Origin of the sequence: Mesorhizobium sp. C264A, assembly GCF_040324515.1 — a bacterium.
Taxonomy (GTDB): Bacteria; Pseudomonadota; Alphaproteobacteria; order Rhizobiales; family Rhizobiaceae; genus Mesorhizobium.
Genome location: NZ_JAMYVY010000001.1, coordinates 3,581,884 through 3,605,057, shown reverse-complemented (window position 1 = coordinate 3,605,057; position 23,174 = coordinate 3,581,884). Strand labels below are relative to the sequence as shown.

Below are 23,174 nucleotides of genomic sequence, written 5' to 3'. Positions count from 1 at the left end.
AAAGGGGAACGGCAATGAAGAAGACGATGCTTCAAATCACCACAGCACTGGCTCTCGTGACGATGGCCGGCGCCGCACACGCAGCGGACTGCAAGATCACCGTCGGCCTGGTCATGGAGCTCACCGGTCCGGCCGGCGAATACGGCCAGGCCGGGGCGAAGTCCGTCGAAATGGCCTTCCGCGACATCAATGAAGCCGGTGGCGTACGCGGCTGCGATCTCGCAACCGACACGCGCGACAGCCAGAGCCAGGGCAATATCGCGGTCGATGCCGCGACCCAGCTGGTACAGGTCAAGAAGGTGCCAGTGATCATCGGCGGCATCATCTCCTCCGTGTCGATCCCGATTTTGACCTCGGTCACCGGGCCGGCCAAGATCGTGCAGGTGTCGCCGGCTTCATCCTCGCCGACGCTGACCGCCCTTGGCCGCGACGGCAAGACCAACGGCATCTTCTTCCGCACCATCACGTCGGATGCGCTGCAAGGCGTGGCCGCCGCCAAATACGCCATCGACAAGGGTTTTAAGAAACTGTCGATCATCCACGTCAACAACGACTTCGGCGTCAACATGGTGGCGGAATTCTCGCGCGCCTACAAAGCGCTCGGCGGCACCATCGTCTCCGACACGCCCTACAACGAAAAGCAGTCGAGCTATGCCTCGGAGGTCACGGCGGCGATGGGAGGCGAACCGGACGGGCTTTACCTCGTCAGCACGCCGGTCGACGGCGCAACGGTTGCCCGCACCTGGATCTCGCAGGGCGGCGTGCAAAAATTCCTGCTCAATGACGGCATGAACAGCCCGGACTTCATCGAATCCGTCGGCGCCGATTATCTCAAGGATGCTTATGGCACCTCTTCCGGCACCAGCCCGACGGCCTCCACCGACTACTTCCTCAAAACTACAAGGAGTTTTCGGGTATCGAGCCGTCGAACCCGGCAGCCGACCGTTCCTATGATGCCGGCGCCATTGTCGGCCTCGCCATTGCCATTGCCGGCTCCGAGGATCCAGCCAAGATCAAGGATGCCATGTACAAGGCGGTCGATCCTGCCGGCACACCGATCTATGCCGGCAAGGACGAGTTCGCCAAGGCGCTCGGCCTGATCAAGGACGGCAAGCCGATCCGCTATGAAGGCGTCATCGGTCCGGTCAGCTTCGACAAATATGGCGACATCACCGGTCCGTTCCGGCTGTGGAAGATCGTCGACGGCAAGGTGACGACCGACGGTGAAATGACAACCGACGACGTCAACGCGCTGCAGGCGAAATTGCAGTAGGCGCCGGTACATTGTCCGGCGCGATCTCCGTTCGATCTCTGGGAGATCGACGCCGGACAAGCAGTCCAACATCGGCGCTAGTTACGCGGTCAAGCGCGAAATCAGCCGGGTCAATATAACGACAGGCGGCTGGCCGGGCATGAAGACCTGCGGATTGGAGAGGGCGCCGACGATATGACCCACATAGTCTGATTTGTCGTAGCCGATTGACGATATCGGGTAGGCGTCGAAATTGGTCAGGGACACATTGTCGAAGCCATAGAGGCGGAAGCGGCTGGGCCGGTTGTCGGGGAAATCCGCCCGGCAGACATCCAGAACAGCCATGGCCATCGCGTCGGACGTACAAAAGACCGCATCGGGACAGCCGCGTCCCGTCAGGCCGGCGGCTGCCGCATAGCCCGACTCGTAGGAATAGTCTCCCTGGACCGTCTGCAGCAGTTCAATTCCATGATGCCGGAACGCTTCGAGGTAGTGGCCGATGCGCAGCTGTTCGACCCGCGAGGACGAACGGCCGGTCAGCAGGCTGGCCGTGCGCGCGCGCTTGGCCGCCGCATCCGCCACGGCCTCGGCGATGCCGACGCCTTCATCGGGAATGATTGTGGGTGACAGATCGTCATGCAGTCCGTTCAGCATGATGACCAGGTCCGAGCGAAACATGCGCCGCACCGTCGCTGCATCGGCAAAGTCGGAGAACACCACGGCGGCATCGACATGATAGGCAACGCCGTTGCGCAGAAAATCCTCGACCCCTTCCGCCGAGCCGATGCGGATGAGGATGACCTGCTTGCCGATCGACTGGATTGCGTCGAGCAGACGGTCGAACAGGTCGAGATCTGAAAGGTCGTGAATGTGGTTGACCACGACGGCAACCAGATTGACGGTCTTGGTGGTCAGGCTTTGCGCCAGGAGATTGGGTTTGTAGCCGAGCTGCGCGGCGGCCTGCACGACACGTTCGCGTTTGTCCGCCGAGACCGGTCGCGGTCCGCTCGACAGCGCACGGCTGGCCGCGGCACGCGACACGCCTGCCAGCCGCGCGACATCGGCGATCGTTGCGACGGCGCCTCGAGTGTGCGCCGATCGGTTACCGGTAGTGGGTGTCACCACAGCGGGTTGAGCGCCGGAGGGTTGGAGTCCGGCCCCCACCACTTCTTGTAGGTCGTCTCATAGGTGCCCGACTGGATGAAGTCGGACACGAACATGTCGAGCCAGCGGACGAATTCGGGATCGCCCTTGGCGACCGCGATGCCGATCGGATCGTTGGAATAGAGGCCAGGCAGCGTCACCAGGCTCGGTGTCTTGGTCGCGAGGTAATCGAGCAGCGAGGAATCCTCGATCGCCGCATCGACGCGCTTCTGTTGCAGCTGCAGAACCCCGTCGGGCGCGAACTGGTCGACATAGACGAGCTCTGCTTCCGGCACGGCCGCCCTGAGGAAGGTTTCGCCCGTGGTGCCGCGGCCGACGACAACCTTCTTGCCGGCGAGCCCCTTGAGATCGGTTATCCCGGCATCCTTCTGGACGATGACGCGCAGCCCGGCCCGGTTGTAGGGGATGGTGAAGTTGACGGTCTTGGCCCGCTCGAGCGTTGCCGAGGTGTTTGCGACCGCGACATCGATCTGTCCCGACACCAGCATGGAAATACGGGCATCGCCCGAGACGTCGACGAACTCGACCGGCACCCCGAGCTTTTGCGCCAGAAGCGTCGCGACATCGACATCGTAGCCGACAGGGTTGTTTTGTGCATCGCGAAAGCCGATCGGCTCGCCGCCGAGCGATACGCCGATGCGAATGGTGCCGCGTGAGCGGATGTCGTCAATCATGCCGGCAAGGGCCGGAAAAGCCGAACCGGCCACGATGGCCAGCGCGGCGAAGGCACGCAGTACGGTTTTCATGGTTCCTCTCCTTATTTTCTAGTGACACGTCTTGCTGCCCGCAATTCGGGTGCGGGCATGGAATCCTTCCAGAGCCAGTAGCGGACCTCGCCCTCGCATCTGAAATTCACCACCTCGTGGTTCTGCTCGGCGTCGACGGCGTGGATGACCACTCCGGCCAGGAAGCCGGTGTCGAGTTCAGCCAGTTCCTCGACCGCCAGCGCGACCGCATCCGACAGGGATCGGCCAAGCTTCATGGCCAGCACGACGGTCCGTGCGGTGGCGCAGCGCATCGTCATCTCGCCGGTATGGGTGCACGCCGCCGCGCCATAGCGGCTGTCGGCGTAAAAGCCTGCGCCGGGAATGGGAGAATCGCCGAGCCGGCCCGGATATTTCCACGCCCAGCCCGAGGTCGAAGTCGCGGCATGGATGCCGCGCCGCGCATCCGCCGACAGGAAGACGGTGGTGTCGCGGACGCGCTCGGGATCGGTTATAGTACGGCTGAGCGGCGCCAGATCGATATCGGGGAATTTCGCCAGCTGTTGCGGTGTGAGTTCCTGTTGCAGCCGCTCCCACCAGACGCGCTTAGAGTCCTCGAACAAGACTTCGTCTTCGGCAAAACCGATTCCGCTGGCAAAGCGCCGCGCCCCTTCGCCGGTCAGCATCACATGCGGCAGGCGCTTCATCACCTGGTGCGCCAGGGCAGCGACCGCCAAGGTCCTTGGCACGGCGCCGACTGAACCGACCTCTCTTGTATTGCCGTCCATGACGCCGGCGTCGAACTCCATCTCGCCCAGCATGTTCGGCCAGCCGCCATAACCGACGCTGCGAACCTTGACCTCTTTCTCCACCATGCCGATGCCGGCAACCATCGCGTCCAGGCTGACGGCGCCATCGCGCAGCATTTGCACCGAGGTTTCGAATCCCGGCCATGCTTCGTTGTTGGCTAACAGCAGCATTCCTAGTCCTTGCGCATCTTGGAGAGAAACTGCGCAACCCGCGGCTGCGCCCGGCCGCCGTCCGCGGCGAAGAAACGATCCGTTGGCAGATCGACCACCAGCCTGCCCTTGTCGAGGAAGACGATGCGGTTGGAAATCTCGCGCGCGAATTCGATCTCGTGGGTGACGAACAGCATCGTCGTGCCTTGCGCGGCGAGCTTTGCCAGGATGGCCAGCACCTCGGAAGTCATTTCCGGGTCGAGCGCGCTGGTCACTTCATCGAGCAGCAGATAGCGCGGCTGCATGGCGAGCGCCCGGCAGATGCCGACACGCTGGCGCTGCCCGCCCGACAACTGCGCCGGGTAGGCGTTGGCCCGATCGGCGAGGCCGACGGACTCGAGCAGCTTGCGCGCCAGCGCCTCGGCCTCAGGGCGCGGCATCTTCAGCACCTCGATCGGGGCGAGCGTAATGTTCTGAAGCGCGCTCATATGCGGATAGAGGTTGAACAGCTGGAAGACGGTGCCTGAGCGCTTGCGCGCCTCGGCCAGCTCCTTCGGCTTGCTGACATCGAAATCGTCGACCGTGATGCGGCCCGACTTCAGCTTTTCGAGGCCGTTGATGCAACGGATCAGTGTCGACTTGCCGGACCCCGACGACCCGAGGATCGAGACCACTTCGCCGGGCGCGATCGTCAGGTCGACGCCGTCCAGCACAGTGACCTCGCCGAACGCTTTGTGCACGTTTTCGATCTTGAGCATGTTAAAGCCCCCGCCAGGCGCTGTGCGCCCGCAGGCGGTTTTCAAGACGCTCGCCAAGCAGGGCGACCAGCTTTGCCGCGCCATAGTAGAGCAGCCCGACGACGGTCCAGACCACGAACGGCTTCAAGGTTCGCATGTTGAGGATGTGGCCAATCTTGGTCAGGTCGACGACGCCGATGACAGAAATCAGCGACGTCACCTGAAGCTGGTTGACCAGCAGCGCGACGAGCGGGCCGACCGCGAAGGCGGCAGCCTGGGGCGAAACGATATGGCGCAGGACCTGCCACCGAGTCAGGCCGAAGACACGCGCGGCCTCGACCTGTTCGCGTTCGATCGACTCGATCGCCGAGACCGCGATGACATAGACGAATGCCGCGGTGTTCGCCGACAGAGTGATGGTCGCTGCGGTGACCGGCGTCACCCTTATATGCAACAGCGCCGGCAGGCCGAAGAACACCAGGAACAGCTGCACCAACACCGGCGAGTTCTTCAACAGCTCCGACAGGAAGGTGACGACCTGGGCCAGAACCGGCACACGGTAGAACCGCACCAACGCCCAGCTCAGGCCAATCAGCAGTCCGATCAGAGAGGTGACGAGAAACAGCGCGATGTTGGTGCCGAGACCTTGCGCCAGCAGGATCAGGTCGTAGGAGGTGAAGTCGCTGAACCGCATCAGTCGACCGCCTCCATCATGTCCCGATTGAGATTGCGGTGGAGCAGGGTGACGCCCAGCGAGACCAGATAGGTCAGGGCCGCGTAGGCGCAAAGCAGCACCACATAGACCTCGAAGGGCCGATAGGTCTGCGAGACGACGATCTGGGCTGAGCCGGTGAGCTCGTTCAGCGTGATGGTCGAAAGGATCGAGGATGTCAGGATCATGTTGATGAGCACGGATCCGAGCGGTCGCACGGAGGTGCGCAGCGCAATCGGCAGCACGATGCGGGTGAAGATCTTGCGCCTGGACAGGCCGCTCACTTCAGCGGCGTCGATGATGCCTTGGTCTATGGCGAGGATGCCGGCGCGAATGATGTCGGAGGCATAGGCGCCGCCGGCAATGGAAAGCGCCACGACGCCGGTGGTGAAGGCATCGATGTAAATGCCGAGCTCGGGCAGGCCGTAATAGAAGAAGAACAGCTGGACGATGAACGGCACATTGCGGAAGAGATCGACATAGACGAAGGCGATCCGTCGAAGCAGTGCCGAGGCGGAGGTGCGTGCGATCGCCACCAACGCGCCCATGACGACGCTTCCCACCAGCGACAGCGCGCAAGCCGCCGCCGTAAGTTCGGCGCCGCGCGCCAGAAAACCCAGATGCGGGAGCAGAATGGACAGATCGAAATGCACCGGCGGTCCCCAGTGAAACCGGTTTCACTCTTTTGGCTTTCGCCTCGTCTGTCAAGATGCAGGGTCTGGTTGCCGGCCTGTGGCTTGCATTCGTTGCGGTGATTCCGGTTCGCCCTCATGCGCGCTATGTCTCAAGCGCCGACAATTCGCCGCCGGCTTTCAACTCGACGACGCCGCCTATGCCAGCCGCGCGTCGCTGCGATGGCGGCTGGGGCGGCGCCCTCGGTTTTGCCGATCCCGGCGCCGGTGTCGGATTCGGCTACGTCACCGACCGCATGCTGGGTTTCGACGACATCGATCCACGCCGCAAGGTGTTGATGATGCCGTTTACGACGCGCTCTGACGTAGGGGCGTTATGTGCGGATATTCGGGTTCCACATGGCGTCCGGCACGATCACCAGCTTGCCGACGAAATCCTTGGCGATGAAGTCGGCCTGCGCCTTGTGGAAATCGGACAGTTTGTAGACGCCGCCAACCAAAGGCCGGATTTTCTTCGCTTCGATGTATCCAACGATGCGGCGGAAGTCGGCGCGCGTCCCCTGGCTCGATCCGTGCAGTTGCAGCTGCTTCAGATACATGGTCCGGAGATCGAGCTGCACAACCGGACCGGCAATCGCGCCGGCGGTGGTGTAGCGGCCTTCGGGCCTCAGGATGCGCAAGAGCTCGTTGAAGATCGCGCCGCCGACGAGATCGGCGACCACATCGATCGGCTGGCCGCCAGTGGCTTCATTCACGGCGGCGGGAAGATCGGCAACCCCACGGGTAATAACCGCTTCGGCGCCGATGTCGCGCACCGCCTGCTCCTTGCCCTTGCCGACGACGGCGTAGGGAATGGCGCCGCGCGCCCGCGCCAGCTGCACGATGCCGGAACCGACGCCGCCTGAGGCGCCCGTGACCAGCACGCGCTCGCCGGCTTTCAGCCCGGCGCGTTCCAGCATCTGCTCGCCGGTGAGGTAGGCGCAGCAGAAGGTGGCGAGTTCGACATCGCTCATCTTAGTATCGACGACATGCGCATTCTCGCCCGGCACCGTCTGGTATTCGGCGTACCCGCCATCGCGGCCGTGGCCCATATAGTCGATGTCGGCGAGGGAATCGTCGTCGCGGTTGTAGATCGAAAAATCGACCATCACCCGCTCGCCGATGCGATCGGGCGAGACGCCTTTGCCGACAGCAGCGATGGTGCCGACTGTGTCGGTGCCCTGGATACGCGGGAAGGTAAGCGTGTTGCCTTGCCGCCGCCATGTCGACACGGCGGCAGCGTCCTCCTCGGTTCCGTATGCGCCCTGGCGCACCCAGACATCGGTGTTGTTCATACCGCAGGCGCTGACCTTGACCAGCACTTCGCCGGCGGCAGGCACAGGCACTTTCACATCGGTGCGATAGACGATCTTTTCCGGTCCGCCATGCCCGGTGAGCAGCACGGCGGCCATGGTGGCGGGGAGGGTCTTGGTCATGGCATTCATGGTCGATCTCAGAGATTGGAAAACACGCTGTTGACGGCATCGGCGGTTTTCGAAACGACGATGTCGGCTTCCTCACGCGTCAGGCAGAGCGGCGGCGCGAAGCCAAGGATGTCGCCCTGCGGCATGGCGCGGCCGATGACACCGCTGGCGGCAAGTGCTGTCGCCAGTTGCGGCCCGATCTTGAGCGAGGCGTCGAAGAACACCCGGTCGTCCTTGTCGGCGACAAATTCGACCGCCGCCAGCATGCCATCGCCGCGCACGTCGCCGACGTGTCTGTGGCCGCCGACAGCCTTGGCGAGTTCGGCGCGGAAATAGGCGCCGGTCTCGTGGGCATTTGTCACCAGGTCCATCTCGTCGATCAGTTCGAGATTGGCGACGCCGGCGGCAACGCAGATCGGGTGCGCCGCATAGGTCCAGCCATGGCCGAGCGAGCCAAGCTTGTCGGAGCCCTGCACCAGCACCTGCCACATCTTGTCGGCAACGATGACGCCCGACAGCGGTGCATAGGCCGAGGTCAGGCCCTTGGCGATGGTGATCAGGTCCGGCTTGATGCCGTAATGGTCGGAGCCGAACATGGTGCCCAGACGGCCGAAGCCCGTCACCACCTCGTCGGCGACCAGCAGCACGTCATACTTCTTCAGCACCGCCTGGATCTTCTCCCAGTAGCCGGCCGGCGGCGGCACGATGCCGCCAGTACCGAGGATCGGCTCGCCGATGAAGGCGGCGACGGTTTCGGGACCTTCGGCCAGGATCGTCTCTTCAAGCTTGTCGGCGCAATGCTGCGAGAACTGCTCCTCGCTCATCGAGCGGTCGGCGCGGCGGAAATAGTAGGGCGCTTCGGTGTGCAGGACCGGCGCGCGCGGCAGGTCGAAGGCGTTGTGGAACAGGTCGAGCCCGGTCAGTGATCCCGTCATCACGCCCGAGCCGTGATAGCCGCGCCAGCGCGAGATGATCTTCTTCTTCTCCGGCCGTCCCAGCACATTGTTGTAGTACCAGATCAGCTTGATGTTGGTCTCGTTGGCATCCGAACCCGAGAGGCCGAAATAGACCCGCGACATGCCCTTCGGCGCGCGGTCGATGATCATCTTGGCCAGTGTGATCGAAGCCTCGGTGCCGTGGCCGACATAGGCGTGGTAATAGGCGAGGTTTTTCGCCTGGGTGGCGATCGCGTCCGCGATCTTCTGGCGGCCATAGCCGACATTAACGCAATAGAGGCCGGCAAAGGCATCGATGCTCTTCCTGCCATTGTTGTCCCATACCGTGACGCCCTCGCCGCCGGCCATGATGCGGGTCGGCGATTCACCCCGCGCATGAGTGCCCATATGGGTCGAGGGATGGAAGAAGTGGTCGCGATCCCAGGCGTTGAGTTCGTTGGATTGGTCGAGCATTTTTTTTACTCCTTGAGAGATGGCCGGACGGACTATGCGACGTCCAGACAGAGGTACTTCAGATCGGTGAAAGCTTCGAGCCCGTGGCGCGAGCCTTCGCGGCCTATGCCGGATTGCTTGACGCCGCCGAAGGGGATCGGCGCTCCGGTGATCTTGACGCGGTTGATGGCGACCATGCCGTAGTCGAGCGCGCGGCCCATACGTTGCTGGCGGGCGCCATTCTCGGTAACGACATAGGCGACGAGGCCATATTCTGTGGCGTTGGCACGGGCGATCACCTCGTCCTCACTGTCGAACGGCGTGACTGCGGCGACCGGCCCAAAGGTTTCCTCGCGCATGATCAGCGCTTCGTCGCTGACATCGGCCAGCAACGTCGGCTGGTAGAACAGCGGCCCGGCCTGATGCCGCTTGCCGCCGGTGAGGCAGCGCGCGCCATGGGCGACGGCATCGGCGACCTGTTCCTCGACCTTGGTCACGGCGCGCTCATGCATCAGCGGTCCGATATCGATCTTTTCGACAAGCCCATTGCCGGTCCGCAGCGCCTCGATGCGCGCGGCAAAGGCGGCGCAGAAGCGATCGTAGATCGGGCGCTGGACATAGATGCGGTTGGCGGCAAGGCAGTCCTGGCCTGACGTTGCAAACTTGGCATCGATGGCAATGCTCACTGCGTTGTCGACATCGGCGTCGGCAAAGACGATCAGCGGCGCATGGCCGCCAAGCTCCATCACCAGCCGCTTCATCGTCGGAGCACACTGTGCGGCGATCAACCGGCCGATCTCCGTCGAGCCGGTAAAACTCATGGCGCGGACGCGCGGGTCTTCGCACATGCGCCCGACGATCGTCGCTGCCTTGCCGGTGATGACGTTGAAGACACCGGCGGGCAGGCCGGCGCGCTCGCCGAGTTCAGCCAGCGCCAGCGCCGACAGCGGCGTCTCCGAGGATGGGTGTGCGACGATGGTGCAGCCGGCGGCGAGTGCGGCGGCCGCCTTGCGGGTCAGCATCGCCGCCGGAAAATTCCAGGGCGTGACGACGCCGACAACGACGAGCGGCTCGCGCCTCACCATCATCTCGGCATTCGGCAGATGGCTGGTGACGCTCTCGGCGTTAGGGCGCTTTGCCTCTTCGGCATACCATTCGACGAAGGAGGCGGCGTAGTCGATTTCGCCGAGCGATTCCTGCAGCGGCTTGCCCTGTTCCAGTGTCATCAGCAGGGCCAGATCATCCTTGGCTGCAATGATCAGCTCGAACCATTTTCGCAGAATTTTGGACCGCTCCTGCGGCAGCAACGAACGCCAAGCCGGAAAGGCACGTGCGGCGGCGTCGATTGCTTTGGTCGTCTGCCCGGCATCGAGCGCCGCGACAAATGCGACAGTGGTGCCGGTCGCCGGATCGGTAACCTCGAAACTCTTCGCCGCTCCGCTTGCCGTCCAGTGACCGTCGACATAGGCGAGCTCGCGCAGCAGCCGGCGGTCGGCGAGGAGATCAAGCGCTTCGTGGCGATGCGAGCGGGCGAAATGCGCGGACATGGTCGAGGCCTCCCGGTTCGGACTGATGCGGGAAGACTATCGGCCAGAAGCAGACAGAGAGGCTGTTTGCATGGCTTGAAGGAGAGAGAGTCTCTCTATTGTGCCGTCCCGACAGACATTCTCTCCGGGCTTATGCCGACGCCGGCAGCAGGTCGGCTATCGGCAGCACGATTTCGTCCTTCACCGTCTTGGTGACGATGTAGGTGAAGTAGCGGTCGATGCCGATCTCGCGCTCCAGCAGGTCGTCGACCAGCCGCTGATAGGCGTCGATGTCGCGCGTCATCACCTTGACCACATAGTCGACGCCGCCGCCCACCGACCAGCAGGCGACGATTTCGGGGATGTCGCGGATGACGCGTTCGAAGCGGTCGAAATCGGCCTGGCGATGGCTGGCCAGCGTCACCTCCATCAACACGGTGGCGACCGGCGCCACCACGCGCATGGCGATCCTGGCGTGGTAGCCCGAGACGATGCCTGCCTTCTCCAGCTTGCGCAGCCGCATCCAGCACGGCGTCGGCGACAGCCCGACCTGTTCGGCCAGCGCCAGCTTGGTGATGCGCCCGTCGCGCTGGATGGCGTCGAGTATCCTGAGGTCGACCGCGTCGAGTTTCGATGTCATCGGCGTCCGCTTTTTGTCGGCATCACCATGACGGCGCATTATTTCGATTGTCAATTGCACTGATTTCGATCTCTATTAAGTCATGACATCATGGCAACCCGACCCTGCGCTCATCCGCCGGCCAGCCTATCAAACGCTGGCCGACCAGTTCGCCCGCGCCATTCATGACGGGCGGCTGGCCAACGGCGCGCGGCTTCCAACGCATCGAAGGCTGGCAGACGATTTAAAACTGTCGGTGCAGACGGTCAGCCGCGCCTACGAAGAACTGATCCGGCGCGGCCTGATTTCGGGCGAGATCGGCCGTGGCAGCTTTGTCCAGACGCAGCGCCGCGACCCGGAGCCGCCCTATCTGCCGGAGCGCCTCGGCGAGGTCATCGATCTGTCAATCCTGAAGCCGGTCTGCGAGCCGATGCATTTGGAGCGGCTGAAGCAGGCGCTGGGCTGGCTGGCCGAAAACCTGCCATCCAGTTCGGCGTTGTCGTTCCGGCCCAACATGGTGTTCCCGCGTCACCGCGCGGTGGCTGTCGAATGGCTGAAACTGTGTGGGCTCGACACCTCCGCACAGAATATCAGCCTGACCAATGGCGCGACCGCCGGGATGACCGTGGCGCTGATGAGCGTTGCGCCGCCGGGATCGACTGTCGCCACCGAGGCCATCGGCCACCACACGCTGGTGCCGCTGGCGCGCTATCTCGGCTTCAACCTGGAAGGCCTGCCGATCGACGGCAATGGCCTGATCCCGGAGGCGTTGGACGAGGTCTGCCGGCTCACCGACATTCGCGCGGTATTCGTGCAACCGTCGGTGATCAACCCGACGGCGACGCTGATGGACGCTCGGCGGCGCGAAGAGATCGCCGCGGTCGCGCGCAAGCACGACATCGCCATCATCGAGAACGATGTGCTGGGTCCGCTGATCGAGGACCGGCCGCCGCCGGTCGCCGCCTTTGCGCCGGAGCGCACGCTCTACGTCACTTCCTTCACCAAGATCACCGTACCTGGCCTGCGCATCGGCTATCTCGCGGCGCCCGACCGCTATGTCGCCGCCGTTGCCAACCGGCATCTGGTGTCGAACTGGATGGCGACGCCGCTGGTGGCCGAGATCGCCACCAAATGGGTGACCGACGGCACGGCGATGGAACTCGTTCGCTGGCAGCGCGCGGCATTGCGCCGCCGCCAGGACATCGCAGCCGAGGTGCTGGGCGGGGTTGGTTATCGCGCCAGGCGCGACGGGCTGCATGTCTGGTTGCAACTGCCCGCGGACCGTGCCGAGGAAAGCTTCGTCGCCCAGGCCCGCCTGCAAGGCGTGGCGATCGCGCCCGGCACCTCCTTCCGCATCTCGGATGCGCCCTGGCATCCGGCGGTGCGCATCTCGCTCGGCTCGACCACCGAGGGGGAACTGCGCGCCGGCCTCGGCGTTGTCACCAAGTTGCTGCTTGGCGATCCGGAGCATCTGCTGCTCGCAATCTAAGCGGGAATTGCTCTGGAATCATGCAGTGCCGGAAATATTGTCATGATTTTATTTTCCCAATTGACATGATTTGGCGCGTTCCGCATCGTTAAGGGCACAGGCTTCTCCAGCAGGGGAAATTCATTTGTCCTCACCCATCATCAAGGTCGACGCCATTTCGAAGAGCTTCGGCTCGTTCAAGGTACTGGACGGCCTGTCGATGCAGGTCATGCCCGGCGAGAAGCTGGCGCTGATCGGCCCGTCCGGCTCGGGCAAGACGACGATCCTGCGAATCCTGATGACGCTGGAGAAGATCGACGGCGGCCATATCCAGATCGATGGCGAGCAGCTCTATCACATGGAGCGCAACGGCCAGCTGCTGCCCGCCGACGAGCGGCACCTGACCAAGATGCGGCAGAAGATCGGCATGGTCTTCCAGCTGTTCAATCTGTTTCCGCACAAATGCGTCATGGATAACGTCACGCTGGCGCCGATGCTGACCAAGGGCACGCCTCGCGCCGCCGCTGAAAAGCGGGCCATGGAACTGCTCGACATGGTCGGCATGGCCGACAAGGCGAAGTCGATGCCGGCGCAGCTGTCCGGCGGCCAGAAGCAGCGCGTGGCGATTGCCCGTGCGCTGGCATTGTCGCCGAAGATCATGCTGTTCGACGAGGTGACGTCGGCCCTCGATCCGGAGCTGGTCGAGGAGGTGATGAATGTCATGCGCAAGCTCGCCGCAGAGACCGACATGACCATGCTGCTGGTCACCCACGAGATGGGCTTTGCCCACGACTTCGCCGACCGCGTGCTGTTCTTCGACCGCGGCAAGATCGTCGAAGAGGGCAAACCAGACGAGATTTTCCGCCATCCAAAGCAGGAGCGCACGCAAGGCTTCCTGAAGAAGATCATCGCAGCCGGACATCGTGTCTGACCGCTTTGCGGGGCGGAAGACCGCCCCAGACAAAACCAAGAAGACAACAAGGAGTTGGGAACAATGAAGAAACTTGGCATTCTGGCCGGCGTCGCCGGTCTCGCACTGACGGCGGTGCTCGGCGCGTCGAGCACCGGTTCGGCCGATGACAGCAAGCTCGAGCAATTGAAGGCGCAGGGCTTTGCCCGCGTCGCGATCGCCAACGAGCCGCCCTATACGGCGGTCGCCGCCGACGGCAAAGTTTCGGGTGCGGCGCCCGACGTGGCGCGCGAGGTCTTCAGGCGTCTCGGTGTTGCCGACATCGTCGCTTCGATCTCCGAATATGGCGCGATGATCCCCGGCCTGCAGGCCGGCCGCTTCGACGTCGTCACCGCCGGCCTGTTCATGAAGCCGGAGCGTTGCGCGGCGGTCGTCTATTCCGAGCCGGTGCTGTGCGACGCCGAGGCGATGCTGGTGAAGAAGGGCAATCCGAAGGGCTTCAAGAGCTACGAGGACGTCGCCAAGGACACGTCAGCCACCATCGGCGCGCCCGGTGGCGGCACCGAGGAGAAGCTGGCGCTCAACGCCGGCGTGCCGCGCGAGCGCGTCATCGTCGTGCCGGACGGCCAGAGCGGCCTGAAGATGCTGCAGGACGGCCGCATCGACGCCTATTCGCTGCCCGTCCTGTCGATCAACGACCTCGTCAAGAAAGCCAACGATCCGAACCTCGAAGTCATCGCCCCGGTGGTCGGCGCCCCGGTCTATTGCGACGGCGCCGCCTTCAAGAAAGGCGATGAGGCCCTGCGCGATGCCTTCGATGTCGAGCTCGCCAAGCTGAAGAAATCCGGCGAGTTCGCCAAGATCATCGAGCCCTACGGCTTCTCGGCCGCAGCCGCGATGTCGACCACGCGGGACAAGCTCTGCGCGGCGAAATAGGGCCGTTTTGCCTTCTCCCCTTTCACGGGGAGAAGGTGGCCCGAAGGGCCGGATGATGGGCGGCGCCAGGTTCTGAGAATTTAGCGCTGCCCCTCATCTGCCTGCCCGTCCTCCGCAGCAGCTGCGCTGCAGCTACGGAGGGTAGACTGGCATCTTCTCTCCGTGAACGGGGAGAAGGAAGCTAACCGCCAACGTTGGAACCCGAATGACCCAGTGGTCCGGCTACCTCGGCCTGATATTGCAGGGAGCGCTTGTCACCATCGAGCTGACGCTGATGGGGTCGGTGCTCGCCCTGATCATGGCCTTCCTCGCCGGCATGGGCCGCGTGTCGCGCTTCTTTGCTCTGCGCTGGCTGGCAACCGTCTATATAGAATTCTTCCGCGGCACCTCGATCTTCGTGCAGCTGTTCTTTGCCTATTTCGTGTTGCCGTTGATCGGCCTCGAACTGACCCCGCTGCAGGCGGGTGTGCTGGCGCTGGGCCTCAATGTCGGCGCCTATGCGGCCGAGGTGGTACGCGGCGCCATCCAGTCGGTCGGCCGCGAACAATATGAGGCCTGCATCGCGCTCAACCTCGGCCGCTGGCAAGGCATGCGCCATGTCATCCTGCCGCAGGCGCTGCTGATCATGCTGCCGACCTTCGGCAACAATGCCATCGAACTGCTCAAGGCGACCTCCGTGGTGTCGCTGATCTCGCTCGCCGATCTCACCTTTCAGGCGCAGGTCGTGCGCTCGCAGACCGGTAACACGCTGGCGCCGTTCACCACCATCCTGATCATCTATTTCGCCCTGGCGCTGATCATCTCCTGGGGCGTGCGTTCATTGGAACGCCGCATGGCGCGCGGCCTCGACGGGGTGCGCGTCTGATGGATTGGGACTGGAACTTCGTCTGGGAGATCCTGCCGACGCTGATCCAGGGCGTGAAGATCACCATCCTGGCAACGCTGCTCGGCTCCGTGCTGGCCGCTGTCGTGGGTCTGGGCATCGCGCTAGCACGACGCTCGCCCAACAAGGCGCTGTCGCGCACCGTTGGTTGGGCGGCCGAATTCATCCGCGGCACGCCGCTTCTGGTGCAGCTCTATTTCATCTTCTACGTGCTGCCGGATTTCGGCATCCTGTTGCCGCCGCTGGTCGCCGGCGTTATCGGGCTCGGCCTGCACTACGGCACCTACACGGCGGAAGTCTATCGCGCCGGCATCGACAACGTGCCGCGCGGCCAGTGGGAGGCGGCCAAGGCCTGCAATCTGAGCGCCACGCAGACCTGGACCAACATCATCATTCCGCAAGCGATCCCACCGATGATCCCGGCGCTGGCCAATTATTTCATCGCGATGTTCAAGGAGACACCGCTGCTATCGGCAATCACCGTGCTGGAGCTGATGAACCAGGCAAAGAGCGTCGCCAACACCTACTATCGCTACATTGAGCCGATCACGCTGGTCGGCGCTTTCTTCCTCGTCATCAGCCTCTTCTCGGTCGTGCTGCTGCGCTGGCTGGAACATCGCTACGGCAAGATCGAAAGGTAATTCTCAAGATGAAACCGCTGCCCGAAATCAGGCTGATGCCGACAAGGCCGGCGCTCGATGCGCGCCCGCTGGAAAAGCGCGTCGGCCTGATCATCCTTGCCACCGACCACACCAGCGAACCGGATTTCCGCCGCATGGTGGCGAGCGAGCGCATCGGCGTCTATGTCGCGCGCATTCCCTACAAGAATCCGACGACGCCGGAAAACCTTCGCAAGATGCAGCCGGAGCTGGCGGCGGGCGCCGCGCTGATCCTGCCAGACGAGCCGCTCGACGCGATCTGCTACTCCTGCACCTCGGCCTCGGTGGTGATTGGCGACGCCGAGATCGAGGCGGCGATCCAGTCTGCCAAGCCGGGTGTTCCTGTGGTCACGCCGCCCATGGCAGGCGTGCGCGGGCTGAAGGCGCTGGGTGCCAAGAAGATCAGCATCCTCACCCCTTACACCGTAGAAACCTCCAGACCGATGGCGACGTATTTCGCCGAGCGCGGCTTTGAGATCGTCAGCTTCACCTGCCTCGGCTTCGAGGACGATCGCGAGATGGCGCGCATTGCGCCGGCAGCGATCGCCGACCTGGCTCGTGAGGCGACGAATGCGCAGGCCGATGCACTGTTCGTGTCCTGCACCGCATTGCGCGGAGCGCTCGCGGTTCCCGGGATGGAACAGGCGATCGACCGCCCGGTCGTCACCAGCAATCAGGCCAGCGCCTGGAATTGTTTGCGGTTGTGTGGCGACGGGACGTCGCATCCCGAATTTGGCCGTCTGATGACGCTGCCTTTGCCGCGCGATTGACGATCATGACGACAGTCACCCTTAACGATATTCGTGCCGCCCGGGAGCGAATTGCCGGCAAAATCGAACGCACGCCGACAGGGTTATCTCACAGCCTTTCCGAACGACTGGGCGTCCCTGTCCACCTCAAGCTTGAACACCGCCAGACCACCGGCAGCTTCAAGCTGCGCGGCGCCTCGAATGCCGTTGCTTCGCTGAGCACCGAGGAGAAGGCGCGCGGCGTGGTCGCGGCGTCGACCGGCAATCATGGCCGTGCGCTGGCCCATGCCGCGAAGCTGGAAGGCATGCGTGCGGTGATCTGCATGTCGCGGCTGGTGCCGGGCAACAAGCTCGACGAAATCCGTCGGCTTGGCGCGGATGTCCGCATCATCGGCAACAGCCAGGACGAGGCGCAGCAGGAGGTCGAGCGGCTGGTGGGGCAAGAGGGGCTGGTGATGTTGCCGCCCTTCGACCATCCCGCCATCGTCGCCGGGCAAGGCACGCTTGGACTGGAGATGATCGAGCAGGTCCCGGATGCCGCTCTCGTCCTGGTGCAGCTCTCCGGTGGTGGACTCGCCTCGGGCATCGCCGCCGCCGTCAAGGGCGTCAGCCCCGGGACAAAAATCATCGGCGTTTCGATGGCGCGCGGCGCGGCGATGAAGGCCAGCCTCGATGCCGGCCGTCCGGTCGAGGTCGAGGAGTTGCCGACACTGGCGGATTCGCTCGGCGGCGGCATCGGTCTCGACAACCGGCTGACCTTCGCCATGTGCCGCGATCTGCTCGACGACGTCATCCTGCTCAGCGAGGACGAGATCGCCGCCGGCATCCGCCATGCCTATGAACAAGAGCGCGAGATCGTCGAAGGCGCCAGTGCGGTCGGCATCGCTGCGCTACTCGCCGGCAAGGTCAGGGCGACCGGGCCGGTGGTCGTTCTTCTCTCGGGCCGCAATATCGACATGAACACGCATCGCAAGATCGTCTGCGGTGACGCAATCGCGGAGCGCGCGGCATGAAAACTCTCCCACGCCGAATTCCCGCCCACCCCCCTCTGTCCTGCCGGACATCTCCCCCGCAAGGGGGGAGATCGGCAGCTTCGATGCGGTCGCTGTTCTTGCTGCGCTGGAGATTGGCGAAGGCAGGAGTGCAGTCCAATCTCCCCCCTTGCGGGGGAGATGGCCGGCAGGCCAGAGGGGGGTGTGACGGAACACTATCCTTCGCAGTGCGCGCCTTCGCGGAGCGCGTCGCATGAGCCGGATGACGATCCTCACCGAGAAGGAACTGCGCACAATCGTGACGCTCGATCTCGACGCGGTCGCCTGCGTCGAAAACGCTTTCCGCGCGCTCGCCACATTGCCGGTGGCGATGCCGCCGATTCTGCGGTTGGACATTCACGAGCAGCGCGGCGAGGTGGATGTGAAGTCCGCCTATGTGCCAGGAATAGACGGTTTCGCCGTCAAGATAAGCTCGGGCTTCTTCCACAATCCGAAGCTCGGTCTGCCCAGCGGGGGCGGCATGATGGTGTTGCTCTCGGCAAGAACCGGTGTGGTCGAGGCGCTGCTGCTCGACAATGGCTATCTCACAGATGTCCGCACCGCTGCTGCCGGCGCCGTCGCGGCGAAGCATCTGTCGCGGCCGGATTCGTCCGTCGCCGCAATCTTCGGCGCCGGCGTGCAAGCCGGGCTGCAACTCGAAGCGCTCATGTTGGTGCGGCCGATCGCCGAGGCACGTATCTGGGCGCGCGATGCGGTCAAGGCGGAGACGGCCGCAGGCGCGCTGCGCGAAAAGCTCGGCATTCTCGTGCGCGCCGAGCCGGATGCAGCCAAAGCAACCATCGGCGCCGACATCATCGTCACCACCACGCCGTCGACCGAGCCGCTGATCAAGGCCGGCTTTGTCGTTGCCGGGCAGCACATCACCGCCATGGGCTCGGATGCCGAACACAAGAACGAGATCGCGCCGGCGATCCTGCGCATGGCCGATCTCTATGTCGCCGACAGCGCCAAGCAGACACGGCGTCTGGGAGAACTGCATCACGCCATCGCATCGGGCGTGATGGGAGCCGATGCCGCGGTCACCGAACTCGGCCAGATCATCGCCGGCGAACGGCACGGAAGGCGCTCACCCACCGACATCACCATGGCCGACCTCACCGGCACCGGCGTGCAGGATACGGCGATCGCCACGCTCGCTCGCAACCGGGCGCGGGCGGCCAATGCCGGAACCATTTTTGAAAGCTGATGCTGGCCAAAGCGTGATCCGGAAGTGCAACCCGGTTTTTCCCAGAGATCACGTTCAAACAAGAACGACGAGCCTGTTTCCAACAAAGTTGAAACAGGCTCCAGGCCCAACAAACGAGGACCAAGAACAATGCAGCCGAACCTAAAATTCTCGCGTGGCGAATTTGCGGATCGCCTCGCCAAGACGCGAAAAGCCATGGAGGGGAAAGGCGTCGATCTGCTTGTTGTCAGCGACCCATCCAACATGGCCTGGCTGACCGGCTATGATGGCTGGTCGTTCTATGTGCATCAGGCGGTGATCGTGCCACCATCGGGCGAGCCGGTCTGGTACGGCCGCGGCCAGGATGCCAATGGCGCCAAGCGCACCGCCTATCTCGCGCATGACAACATCGTCGGCTATGCCGACCACTACGTGCAGTCGACCGAGCGCCACCCGATGGATTTTTTGGCCAGAGTGCTCAGTGATCGCGGCTGGAGCAAGCTGACCATCGGCGTCGAGATGGACAATTACTGGTTCTCGGCTGCCGCCTTCGCCGCGTTGCAGAAGCACCTGCCCAACGCCCGCTTCGTCGACGCGACAGCGCTGGTCAATTGGCAGCGCGCGGTGAAGAGCCCGACTGAAATCGACTATATGCGCAAGGCGGCCCGCATCGTCGAAGCCATGCACCAGCGCATCGTCGACAAGATCCAGGTCGGCATGCGCAAATGCGATCTGGTCGCCGAGATCTACGATGCCGGCACGCGCGGCGTCGACGGCATCGGCGGCGACTATCCGGCGATCGTGCCGCTGCTGCCGTCGGGCGCCGACGCCTCGGCGCCGCATCTCACCTGGGACGACCAGCCGATGAAGTCGGGCGAGGGCACCTTCTTCGAGATCGCCGGCTGCTACAACCGCTACCATTGCCCGCTGTCGCGCACCGTCTTTCTCGGCAAGCCGACACAGGAATTCCTCGATGCCGAGAAGGCGACACTGGAAGGCATGGAGGCGGGGCTGGCGGCGGCAAAGCCCGGCAATGCCTGTGAGGACATCGCCAACGCCTTTTTCGCCGTGTTGAAGAAATATGGCATCGTCAAGGACAACCGCACCGGCTATTCCATCGGTCTCTCCTATCCGCCGGATTGGGGCGAACGCACCATGAGCCTGCGCCCCGGCGACCGCACCGAACTCAAGCCTGGCATGACCTTCCATTTCATGACCGGTCTCTGGCTGGAGACCATGGGACTGGAAATCACCGAATCCATCCTGATCACCGAAACCGGTGTAGAGTGCCTCGCCAATGTACCGCGCAAACTGGTGGTGAAGAATTGAGCCCGATGCCTAGCCTCCGCCCTTCCCCGATCGCCCCGACCGTCGATTTCGACAAGGACGGCGTGCAACATGGTTTCCTGCGCCTGCCCTACAGCCGCGACGACTCGGCGTGGGGCTCGGTGATGATCCCGATCTGCGTCATCCGCAACGGCAAGGGGCCGGCCGCGCTGCTCACCGGCGGCAACCATGGCGACGAGTATGAGGGGCCGCTGGCGCTCTACGATCTCGCCCGCACGCTCGATCCCAAACAGGTCAGCGGCACGGTGATCATCGTGCCGGCGATGAACTATCCGGCCTTCCGCGCCGGCACGCGGACGTCGCCGATCGACAAGGGCAATATGAACCGCAGCTTTCCCGGCCGTCCCGACGGCACGGTGACGGAAAAGATCGCCGACTATTTCCAGCGCGAATTGCTGCCCCGCGCCGACCTCGTCTTCGATTTCCACTCCGGCGGCAGGACGCTGGATTTCGTGCCCTTCTGTGCCGCCCACACGGTGCCCGACAAGGCGCTGGAGCAGAAAGCCTTCGACGCGGTCGCCGCGTTCTCGGCCCCGTTCTCGATGCGCATGATCGAGATTGACTCCGTCGGCATGTATGACACGGCGGCCGAGGAAATGGGCAAGGTCTTCGTCAGCACCGAGCTTGGCGGCGGCGGCACCTCGCGTGCCCAGACCGTGCGGATCGCGCGGCGCGGCATCAGCAATGTGCTGCGCCATGCCGGCATTGTTGATGGTGCGGTCGAGAAGGGCAGAACTCAGTGGCTCGACATGCCGTCAGGCGATTGTTTCTCCTTCGCCGAGGACGACGGCATGATCGAGACCATGGTCGATCTCGGCGAGCCTGTGAAAGAAGGCTCGGTGCTGGCGCGCATCCATTCCACTGGCCGCACCGGCATCGCTCCGCAGGAGATCAAGGCAAAAATGTCCGGCATTCTGGCGGCGCGGCATTTCCCCGGCCTGGTCAAAGCCGGTGACTGCGCCGCCGTCCTGGCCGTTGTGGTTTCATCGTGATTTCGCAGAGTACGCCGCGCGAATATCAGTCGGTCTGGATCCAGACCGACTTGGTCTCCAGATACTCGTGCAGATGCTCGATGCCGCCCTCGCGGCCATAACCCGACATCTTCATGCCGCCGAACGGCACCGCCGGGTCGATGGCATGGTACATGTTGACCCAGACCGAGCCGGCCTTGACCCGGCGCGCAAGCTTGTGCGCGGTGCCCAGATGCGTGGTGAAGATGCCGGCGGCCAGGCCATAGGGCGTCGCATTGGCACGCGCCACCGCTTCGTCGAGCGTGTCGAAGGGCATCGCCGAAATGACCGGGCCGAAAATCTCCTCGCGCGCGATGGTCATCTGGTCCGACACGGCGCCGAAGACCGTCGGCGCAATGAAGTTGCCGCCATCGTAGAGCTCGCCGGTCAGCCGCGAGCCACCGGCGACCAGTTCGGCGCCTTCGTCGCTGCCGGCCCTGATATAGCCCTCCACCTTGGCTGCCTGCCTGGCATTGATGAGCGGTCCGATTTCCGTCTCGGCCTCGATGCCATGGCCGATCCGCAGTCTGCCGGCGAAATCGGCGAGCCGTCGGACGAACTCGTCATGGATTTCGCGCGCCACGAACAGCCGCGAGCCTGCAATGCAGATCTGGCCCGAATGCACGAACACCGCCATCGCCGCGATCGGAACAGCCTTGTCGATGTCGGCGTCGCGGCAGACGATGATCGGCGACTTGCCGCCGAGTTCCAGCGAAACGCGCTTGAGGTTGGCCACGGTTGCCCGCGCGATGGCCTGGCCGGTCAGCGTCGATCCGGTGAAAACGATCTTGTTGACGTCTGGATGTTCGGCGAGCCGCGCACCGGCTTCGGCCCCGGTGCCGGTGACGACGTTGACGACGCCGTCGGGCACGCCGGCTTCCTGCATCAGTTGCGCGATCAGCAGCGGCGTCAGCGACGCATCCTCGGACGGTTTCAGCACGATGGTGCAGCCCGTCGCCAGCGCCGGCGCGATCTTCCAGATCGAGGCGGCGGTCGGCGCGTTCCAGGGAATGATCGCACCAACGACGCCCACCGGCTCGCGCCGGGTGAAGGTGACGATCTCGCCGGGAATCGAATTGTCGATCGTCTCGCCATGCAGCGCCGTCGCCATGCCGGCATAGAAGCGCAGCATGCCGATGACGCGGCGCCGGTTAGCGAGCGTGCGCGTGATCGGCAGCCCCATATCCAGCGTGTCGGAAACGCTGAGCTCTTCCCAATGCGTCTCGAAGAGATCGGCGATCCTGAGCAGCACGCACTGCCGCTCGTAGGGCGAGAATTTGGACCATGGGCCTTCGAAGGCCGCGCGCGCGGCGGCCACCGCCGAGTCGATATCGGCAGCCCCGCCGCGCGGCACTGTCGCCAGCACCTCGCCTGTTGCCGGATTGAGTGCCTGCATGCCGTGGCCGGACTGCGCCGCGACCCACTTGCCGCCAATGAACATCGGTCGGAATTCGCCATGGTACAACGCCGTGGCCTTCGCCTTCGGGTCGAAGTTCAGCGTCATCTCTTCCTCCTCGCAATTCCGTGGCGACTATTACTCCCGCCGCCGACCTCAAACAAGGAAAGCTAAAGGGCGCTCGGACAATCAGATTGCGCGGACTTCCCGATCACGCCAGCCGCTAGAGCGTGATCCAGAAAAGTGGGAAACGGTTTCGGAAAAGATCATGCTTCGACAAACGGCATCTAGAAAATCACCGGCATCTAGAAAAATCATCGCGAGTTGTCGGAGCGCGTCGCTGAAAGCTCAAGGAGGCAAGCCGATCATTGCCCACGGCGACCGCGATGCCGGCATTGCAGACGAGAGCGCAACAGGTAGTCGCCAGCCGCCACCCAGCGCTC

21 protein-coding genes and 1 pseudogene are annotated in these 23,174 nt (G+C 63.8%); 11 read left to right on the top strand and 11 right to left on the bottom strand.

The annotated features are described in order from the left end of the window. The first annotated feature begins 14 nt into the window (after positions 1-14). Positions 15-1,273: pseudogene (locus NKL04_RS17705) on the top strand (ABC transporter substrate-binding protein). Positions 1,274-1,354: 81 nt separating this feature from the next. Here NKL04_RS17705 and NKL04_RS17700 read toward each other — a convergent pair. The 10 genes from NKL04_RS17700 to NKL04_RS17655 all read right to left on the bottom strand — a co-directional run bounded on the left by NKL04_RS17700 (position 1,355) and on the right by NKL04_RS17655 (position 11,177). Continuing rightward, on the bottom strand, positions 1,355-2,377 hold the full coding sequence (locus NKL04_RS17700; protein ID WP_245271343.1) for a LacI family DNA-binding transcriptional regulator: 1,023 nt from the start codon (positions 2,375-2,377) through the stop codon (positions 1,355-1,357). Continuing rightward, positions 2,371-3,162, bottom strand: a complete 792-nt coding sequence (locus NKL04_RS17695) for a transporter substrate-binding domain-containing protein (RefSeq protein ID WP_023699818.1) — start codon at positions 3,160-3,162, stop codon at positions 2,371-2,373. The genes NKL04_RS17700 and NKL04_RS17695 overlap by 7 nt, the downstream gene beginning before the upstream one ends. A gap of 11 nt (positions 3,163-3,173) precedes the next feature. Beyond that, positions 3,174-4,100, bottom strand: coding sequence for an isoaspartyl peptidase/L-asparaginase (locus NKL04_RS17690; RefSeq protein WP_023699817.1), 927 nt, complete (start codon positions 4,098-4,100; stop codon positions 3,174-3,176). A gap of 2 nt (positions 4,101-4,102) precedes the next feature. Next, the gene (locus tag NKL04_RS17685) at positions 4,103-4,837 is read right to left on the bottom strand and encodes an amino acid ABC transporter ATP-binding protein (protein ID WP_023699816.1); all 735 of its coding nucleotides are present in this window, start codon (positions 4,835-4,837) and stop codon (positions 4,103-4,105) included. A 1-nt stretch (position 4,838) separates the two neighbouring features. Beyond that, positions 4,839-5,510, bottom strand: coding sequence for an amino acid ABC transporter permease (locus NKL04_RS17680; protein ID WP_023667866.1), 672 nt, complete (start codon positions 5,508-5,510; stop codon positions 4,839-4,841). After that, on the bottom strand, positions 5,510-6,181 hold the full coding sequence (locus tag NKL04_RS17675; protein ID WP_023699815.1) for an amino acid ABC transporter permease: 672 nt from the start codon (positions 6,179-6,181) through the stop codon (positions 5,510-5,512). The genes NKL04_RS17680 and NKL04_RS17675 overlap by 1 nt, the downstream gene beginning before the upstream one ends. 353 nt (positions 6,182-6,534) lie before the next feature. Next, on the bottom strand, positions 6,535-7,644 hold the full coding sequence (locus tag NKL04_RS17670) for an alcohol dehydrogenase family protein (protein ID WP_023699814.1): 1,110 nt from the start codon (positions 7,642-7,644) through the stop codon (positions 6,535-6,537). 8 nt (positions 7,645-7,652) lie between these two features. Beyond that, entirely contained in the window at positions 7,653-9,032 is a 1,380-nt protein-coding gene (locus NKL04_RS17665) for an aspartate aminotransferase family protein (protein ID WP_023699813.1), read from the bottom strand. Positions 9,033-9,064: 32 nt separating this feature from the next. Continuing rightward, a complete protein-coding gene (locus NKL04_RS17660) occupies positions 9,065-10,558 on the bottom strand; it encodes an NAD-dependent succinate-semialdehyde dehydrogenase (RefSeq protein WP_023699812.1) in 1,494 nt (497 codons plus the stop codon). Positions 10,559-10,688: 130 nt separating this feature from the next. Continuing rightward, complete coding sequence (locus NKL04_RS17655) at positions 10,689-11,177, bottom strand: Lrp/AsnC family transcriptional regulator (RefSeq protein ID WP_023686966.1); 489 nt, start codon at positions 11,175-11,177, stop codon at positions 10,689-10,691. A gap of 82 nt (positions 11,178-11,259) precedes the next feature. On the opposite strand from NKL04_RS17655, the gene ehuR reads away from it, so the two are divergent. From ehuR to doeB, 10 genes are all read left to right on the top strand, one after another. Further along, positions 11,260-12,645 (top strand): MocR-like ectoine utilization transcription factor EhuR, encoded by a 1,386-nt coding sequence (ehuR, locus tag NKL04_RS17650; RefSeq protein WP_023682676.1) that lies wholly within the window; start codon positions 11,260-11,262, stop codon positions 12,643-12,645. A 124-nt stretch (positions 12,646-12,769) separates the two neighbouring features. Next, the gene (gene ehuA, locus NKL04_RS17645) at positions 12,770-13,555 is read left to right on the top strand and encodes an ectoine/hydroxyectoine ABC transporter ATP-binding protein EhuA (RefSeq protein ID WP_023682675.1); all 786 of its coding nucleotides are present in this window, start codon (positions 12,770-12,772) and stop codon (positions 13,553-13,555) included. Positions 13,556-13,618: 63 nt separating this feature from the next. Next, the gene (gene ehuB / locus NKL04_RS17640) at positions 13,619-14,470 is read left to right on the top strand and encodes an ectoine/hydroxyectoine ABC transporter substrate-binding protein EhuB (protein WP_023699811.1); all 852 of its coding nucleotides are present in this window, start codon (positions 13,619-13,621) and stop codon (positions 14,468-14,470) included. Positions 14,471-14,675: 205 nt separating this feature from the next. After that, positions 14,676-15,335 carry an ectoine/hydroxyectoine ABC transporter permease subunit EhuC gene (ehuC, locus tag NKL04_RS17635; protein WP_023682673.1) on the top strand — a complete coding sequence of 220 codons (660 nt, stop codon included), beginning with the start codon at positions 14,676-14,678 and terminating at the stop codon, positions 15,333-15,335. Beyond that, positions 15,335-15,994, top strand: a complete 660-nt coding sequence (gene ehuD, locus NKL04_RS17630; RefSeq protein WP_023709687.1) for an ectoine/hydroxyectoine ABC transporter permease subunit EhuD — start codon at positions 15,335-15,337, stop codon at positions 15,992-15,994. Before ehuC ends, ehuD begins: the two co-directional genes overlap by 1 nt. Positions 15,995-16,002: 8 nt before the next feature. Further along, entirely contained in the window at positions 16,003-16,782 is a 780-nt protein-coding gene (eutA, locus tag NKL04_RS17625; RefSeq protein WP_023682672.1) for an ectoine utilization protein EutA, read from the top strand. A 5-nt stretch (positions 16,783-16,787) separates the two neighbouring features. After that, the gene (eutB, locus tag NKL04_RS17620) at positions 16,788-17,774 is read left to right on the top strand and encodes a hydroxyectoine utilization dehydratase EutB (protein WP_031209026.1); all 987 of its coding nucleotides are present in this window, start codon (positions 16,788-16,790) and stop codon (positions 17,772-17,774) included. A 232-nt stretch (positions 17,775-18,006) separates the two neighbouring features. Further along, positions 18,007-18,999 carry a cyclodeaminase gene (locus NKL04_RS17615; protein WP_352723895.1) on the top strand — a complete coding sequence of 331 codons (993 nt, stop codon included), beginning with the start codon at positions 18,007-18,009 and terminating at the stop codon, positions 18,997-18,999. A gap of 129 nt (positions 19,000-19,128) precedes the next feature. Beyond that, the gene (doeA, locus tag NKL04_RS17610; RefSeq protein WP_023699807.1) at positions 19,129-20,307 is read left to right on the top strand and encodes an ectoine hydrolase DoeA; all 1,179 of its coding nucleotides are present in this window, start codon (positions 19,129-19,131) and stop codon (positions 20,305-20,307) included. A gap of 5 nt (positions 20,308-20,312) precedes the next feature. Further along, the gene (doeB, locus tag NKL04_RS17605; protein WP_023699806.1) at positions 20,313-21,317 is read left to right on the top strand and encodes a N(2)-acetyl-L-2,4-diaminobutanoate deacetylase DoeB; all 1,005 of its coding nucleotides are present in this window, start codon (positions 20,313-20,315) and stop codon (positions 21,315-21,317) included. A gap of 25 nt (positions 21,318-21,342) precedes the next feature. Here the strand turns inward: doeB and NKL04_RS17600 are convergent, their stop codons facing one another. Next, positions 21,343-22,839, bottom strand: a complete 1,497-nt coding sequence (locus NKL04_RS17600) for an aldehyde dehydrogenase family protein (RefSeq protein WP_023699805.1) — start codon at positions 22,837-22,839, stop codon at positions 21,343-21,345. Positions 22,840-23,174: the final 335 nt, after the last annotated feature.

What these genes read in the sequence shown, in the direction of transcription:
- NKL04_RS17695 (WP_023699818.1), bottom strand. Translation starts at nt 3,162, where the DNA reads ATGAAAACCGTACTGCGTGCCTTCGCCGCGCTGGCCATCGTGGCCGGT.
- NKL04_RS17690 (WP_023699817.1), bottom strand. Translation starts at nt 4,100, where the DNA reads ATGCTGCTGTTAGCCAACAACGAAGCATGGCCGGGATTCGAAACCTCG.
- NKL04_RS17685 (WP_023699816.1), bottom strand. Translation starts at nt 4,837, where the DNA reads ATGCTCAAGATCGAAAACGTGCACAAAGCGTTCGGCGAGGTCACTGTG.
- NKL04_RS17680 (WP_023667866.1), bottom strand. Translation starts at nt 5,510, where the DNA reads ATGCGGTTCAGCGACTTCACCTCCTACGACCTGATCCTGCTGGCGCAA.
- NKL04_RS17670 (WP_023699814.1), bottom strand. Translation starts at nt 7,644, where the DNA reads ATGAATGCCATGACCAAGACCCTCCCCGCCACCATGGCCGCCGTGCTG.
- NKL04_RS17665 (WP_023699813.1), bottom strand. Translation starts at nt 9,032, where the DNA reads ATGCTCGACCAATCCAACGAACTCAACGCCTGGGATCGCGACCACTTC.
- NKL04_RS17660 (WP_023699812.1), bottom strand. Translation starts at nt 10,558, where the DNA reads ATGTCCGCGCATTTCGCCCGCTCGCATCGCCACGAAGCGCTTGATCTC.
- NKL04_RS17655 (WP_023686966.1), bottom strand. Translation starts at nt 11,177, where the DNA reads ATGACATCGAAACTCGACGCGGTCGACCTCAGGATACTCGACGCCATC.
- ehuR (WP_023682676.1), top strand. Translation starts at nt 11,260, where the DNA reads ATGACATCATGGCAACCCGACCCTGCGCTCATCCGCCGGCCAGCCTAT.
- ehuB (WP_023699811.1), top strand. Translation starts at nt 13,619, where the DNA reads ATGAAGAAACTTGGCATTCTGGCCGGCGTCGCCGGTCTCGCACTGACG.
- ehuC (WP_023682673.1), top strand. Translation starts at nt 14,676, where the DNA reads ATGACCCAGTGGTCCGGCTACCTCGGCCTGATATTGCAGGGAGCGCTT.
- ehuD (WP_023709687.1), top strand. Translation starts at nt 15,335, where the DNA reads ATGGATTGGGACTGGAACTTCGTCTGGGAGATCCTGCCGACGCTGATC.
- eutA (WP_023682672.1), top strand. Translation starts at nt 16,003, where the DNA reads ATGAAACCGCTGCCCGAAATCAGGCTGATGCCGACAAGGCCGGCGCTC.
- eutB (WP_031209026.1), top strand. Translation starts at nt 16,788, where the DNA reads ATGACGACAGTCACCCTTAACGATATTCGTGCCGCCCGGGAGCGAATT.
- NKL04_RS17615 (WP_352723895.1), top strand. Translation starts at nt 18,007, where the DNA reads ATGAGCCGGATGACGATCCTCACCGAGAAGGAACTGCGCACAATCGTG.
- doeA (WP_023699807.1), top strand. Translation starts at nt 19,129, where the DNA reads ATGCAGCCGAACCTAAAATTCTCGCGTGGCGAATTTGCGGATCGCCTC.
- doeB (WP_023699806.1), top strand. Translation starts at nt 20,313, where the DNA reads ATGCCTAGCCTCCGCCCTTCCCCGATCGCCCCGACCGTCGATTTCGAC.
- NKL04_RS17600 (WP_023699805.1), bottom strand. Translation starts at nt 22,839, where the DNA reads ATGACGCTGAACTTCGACCCGAAGGCGAAGGCCACGGCGTTGTACCAT.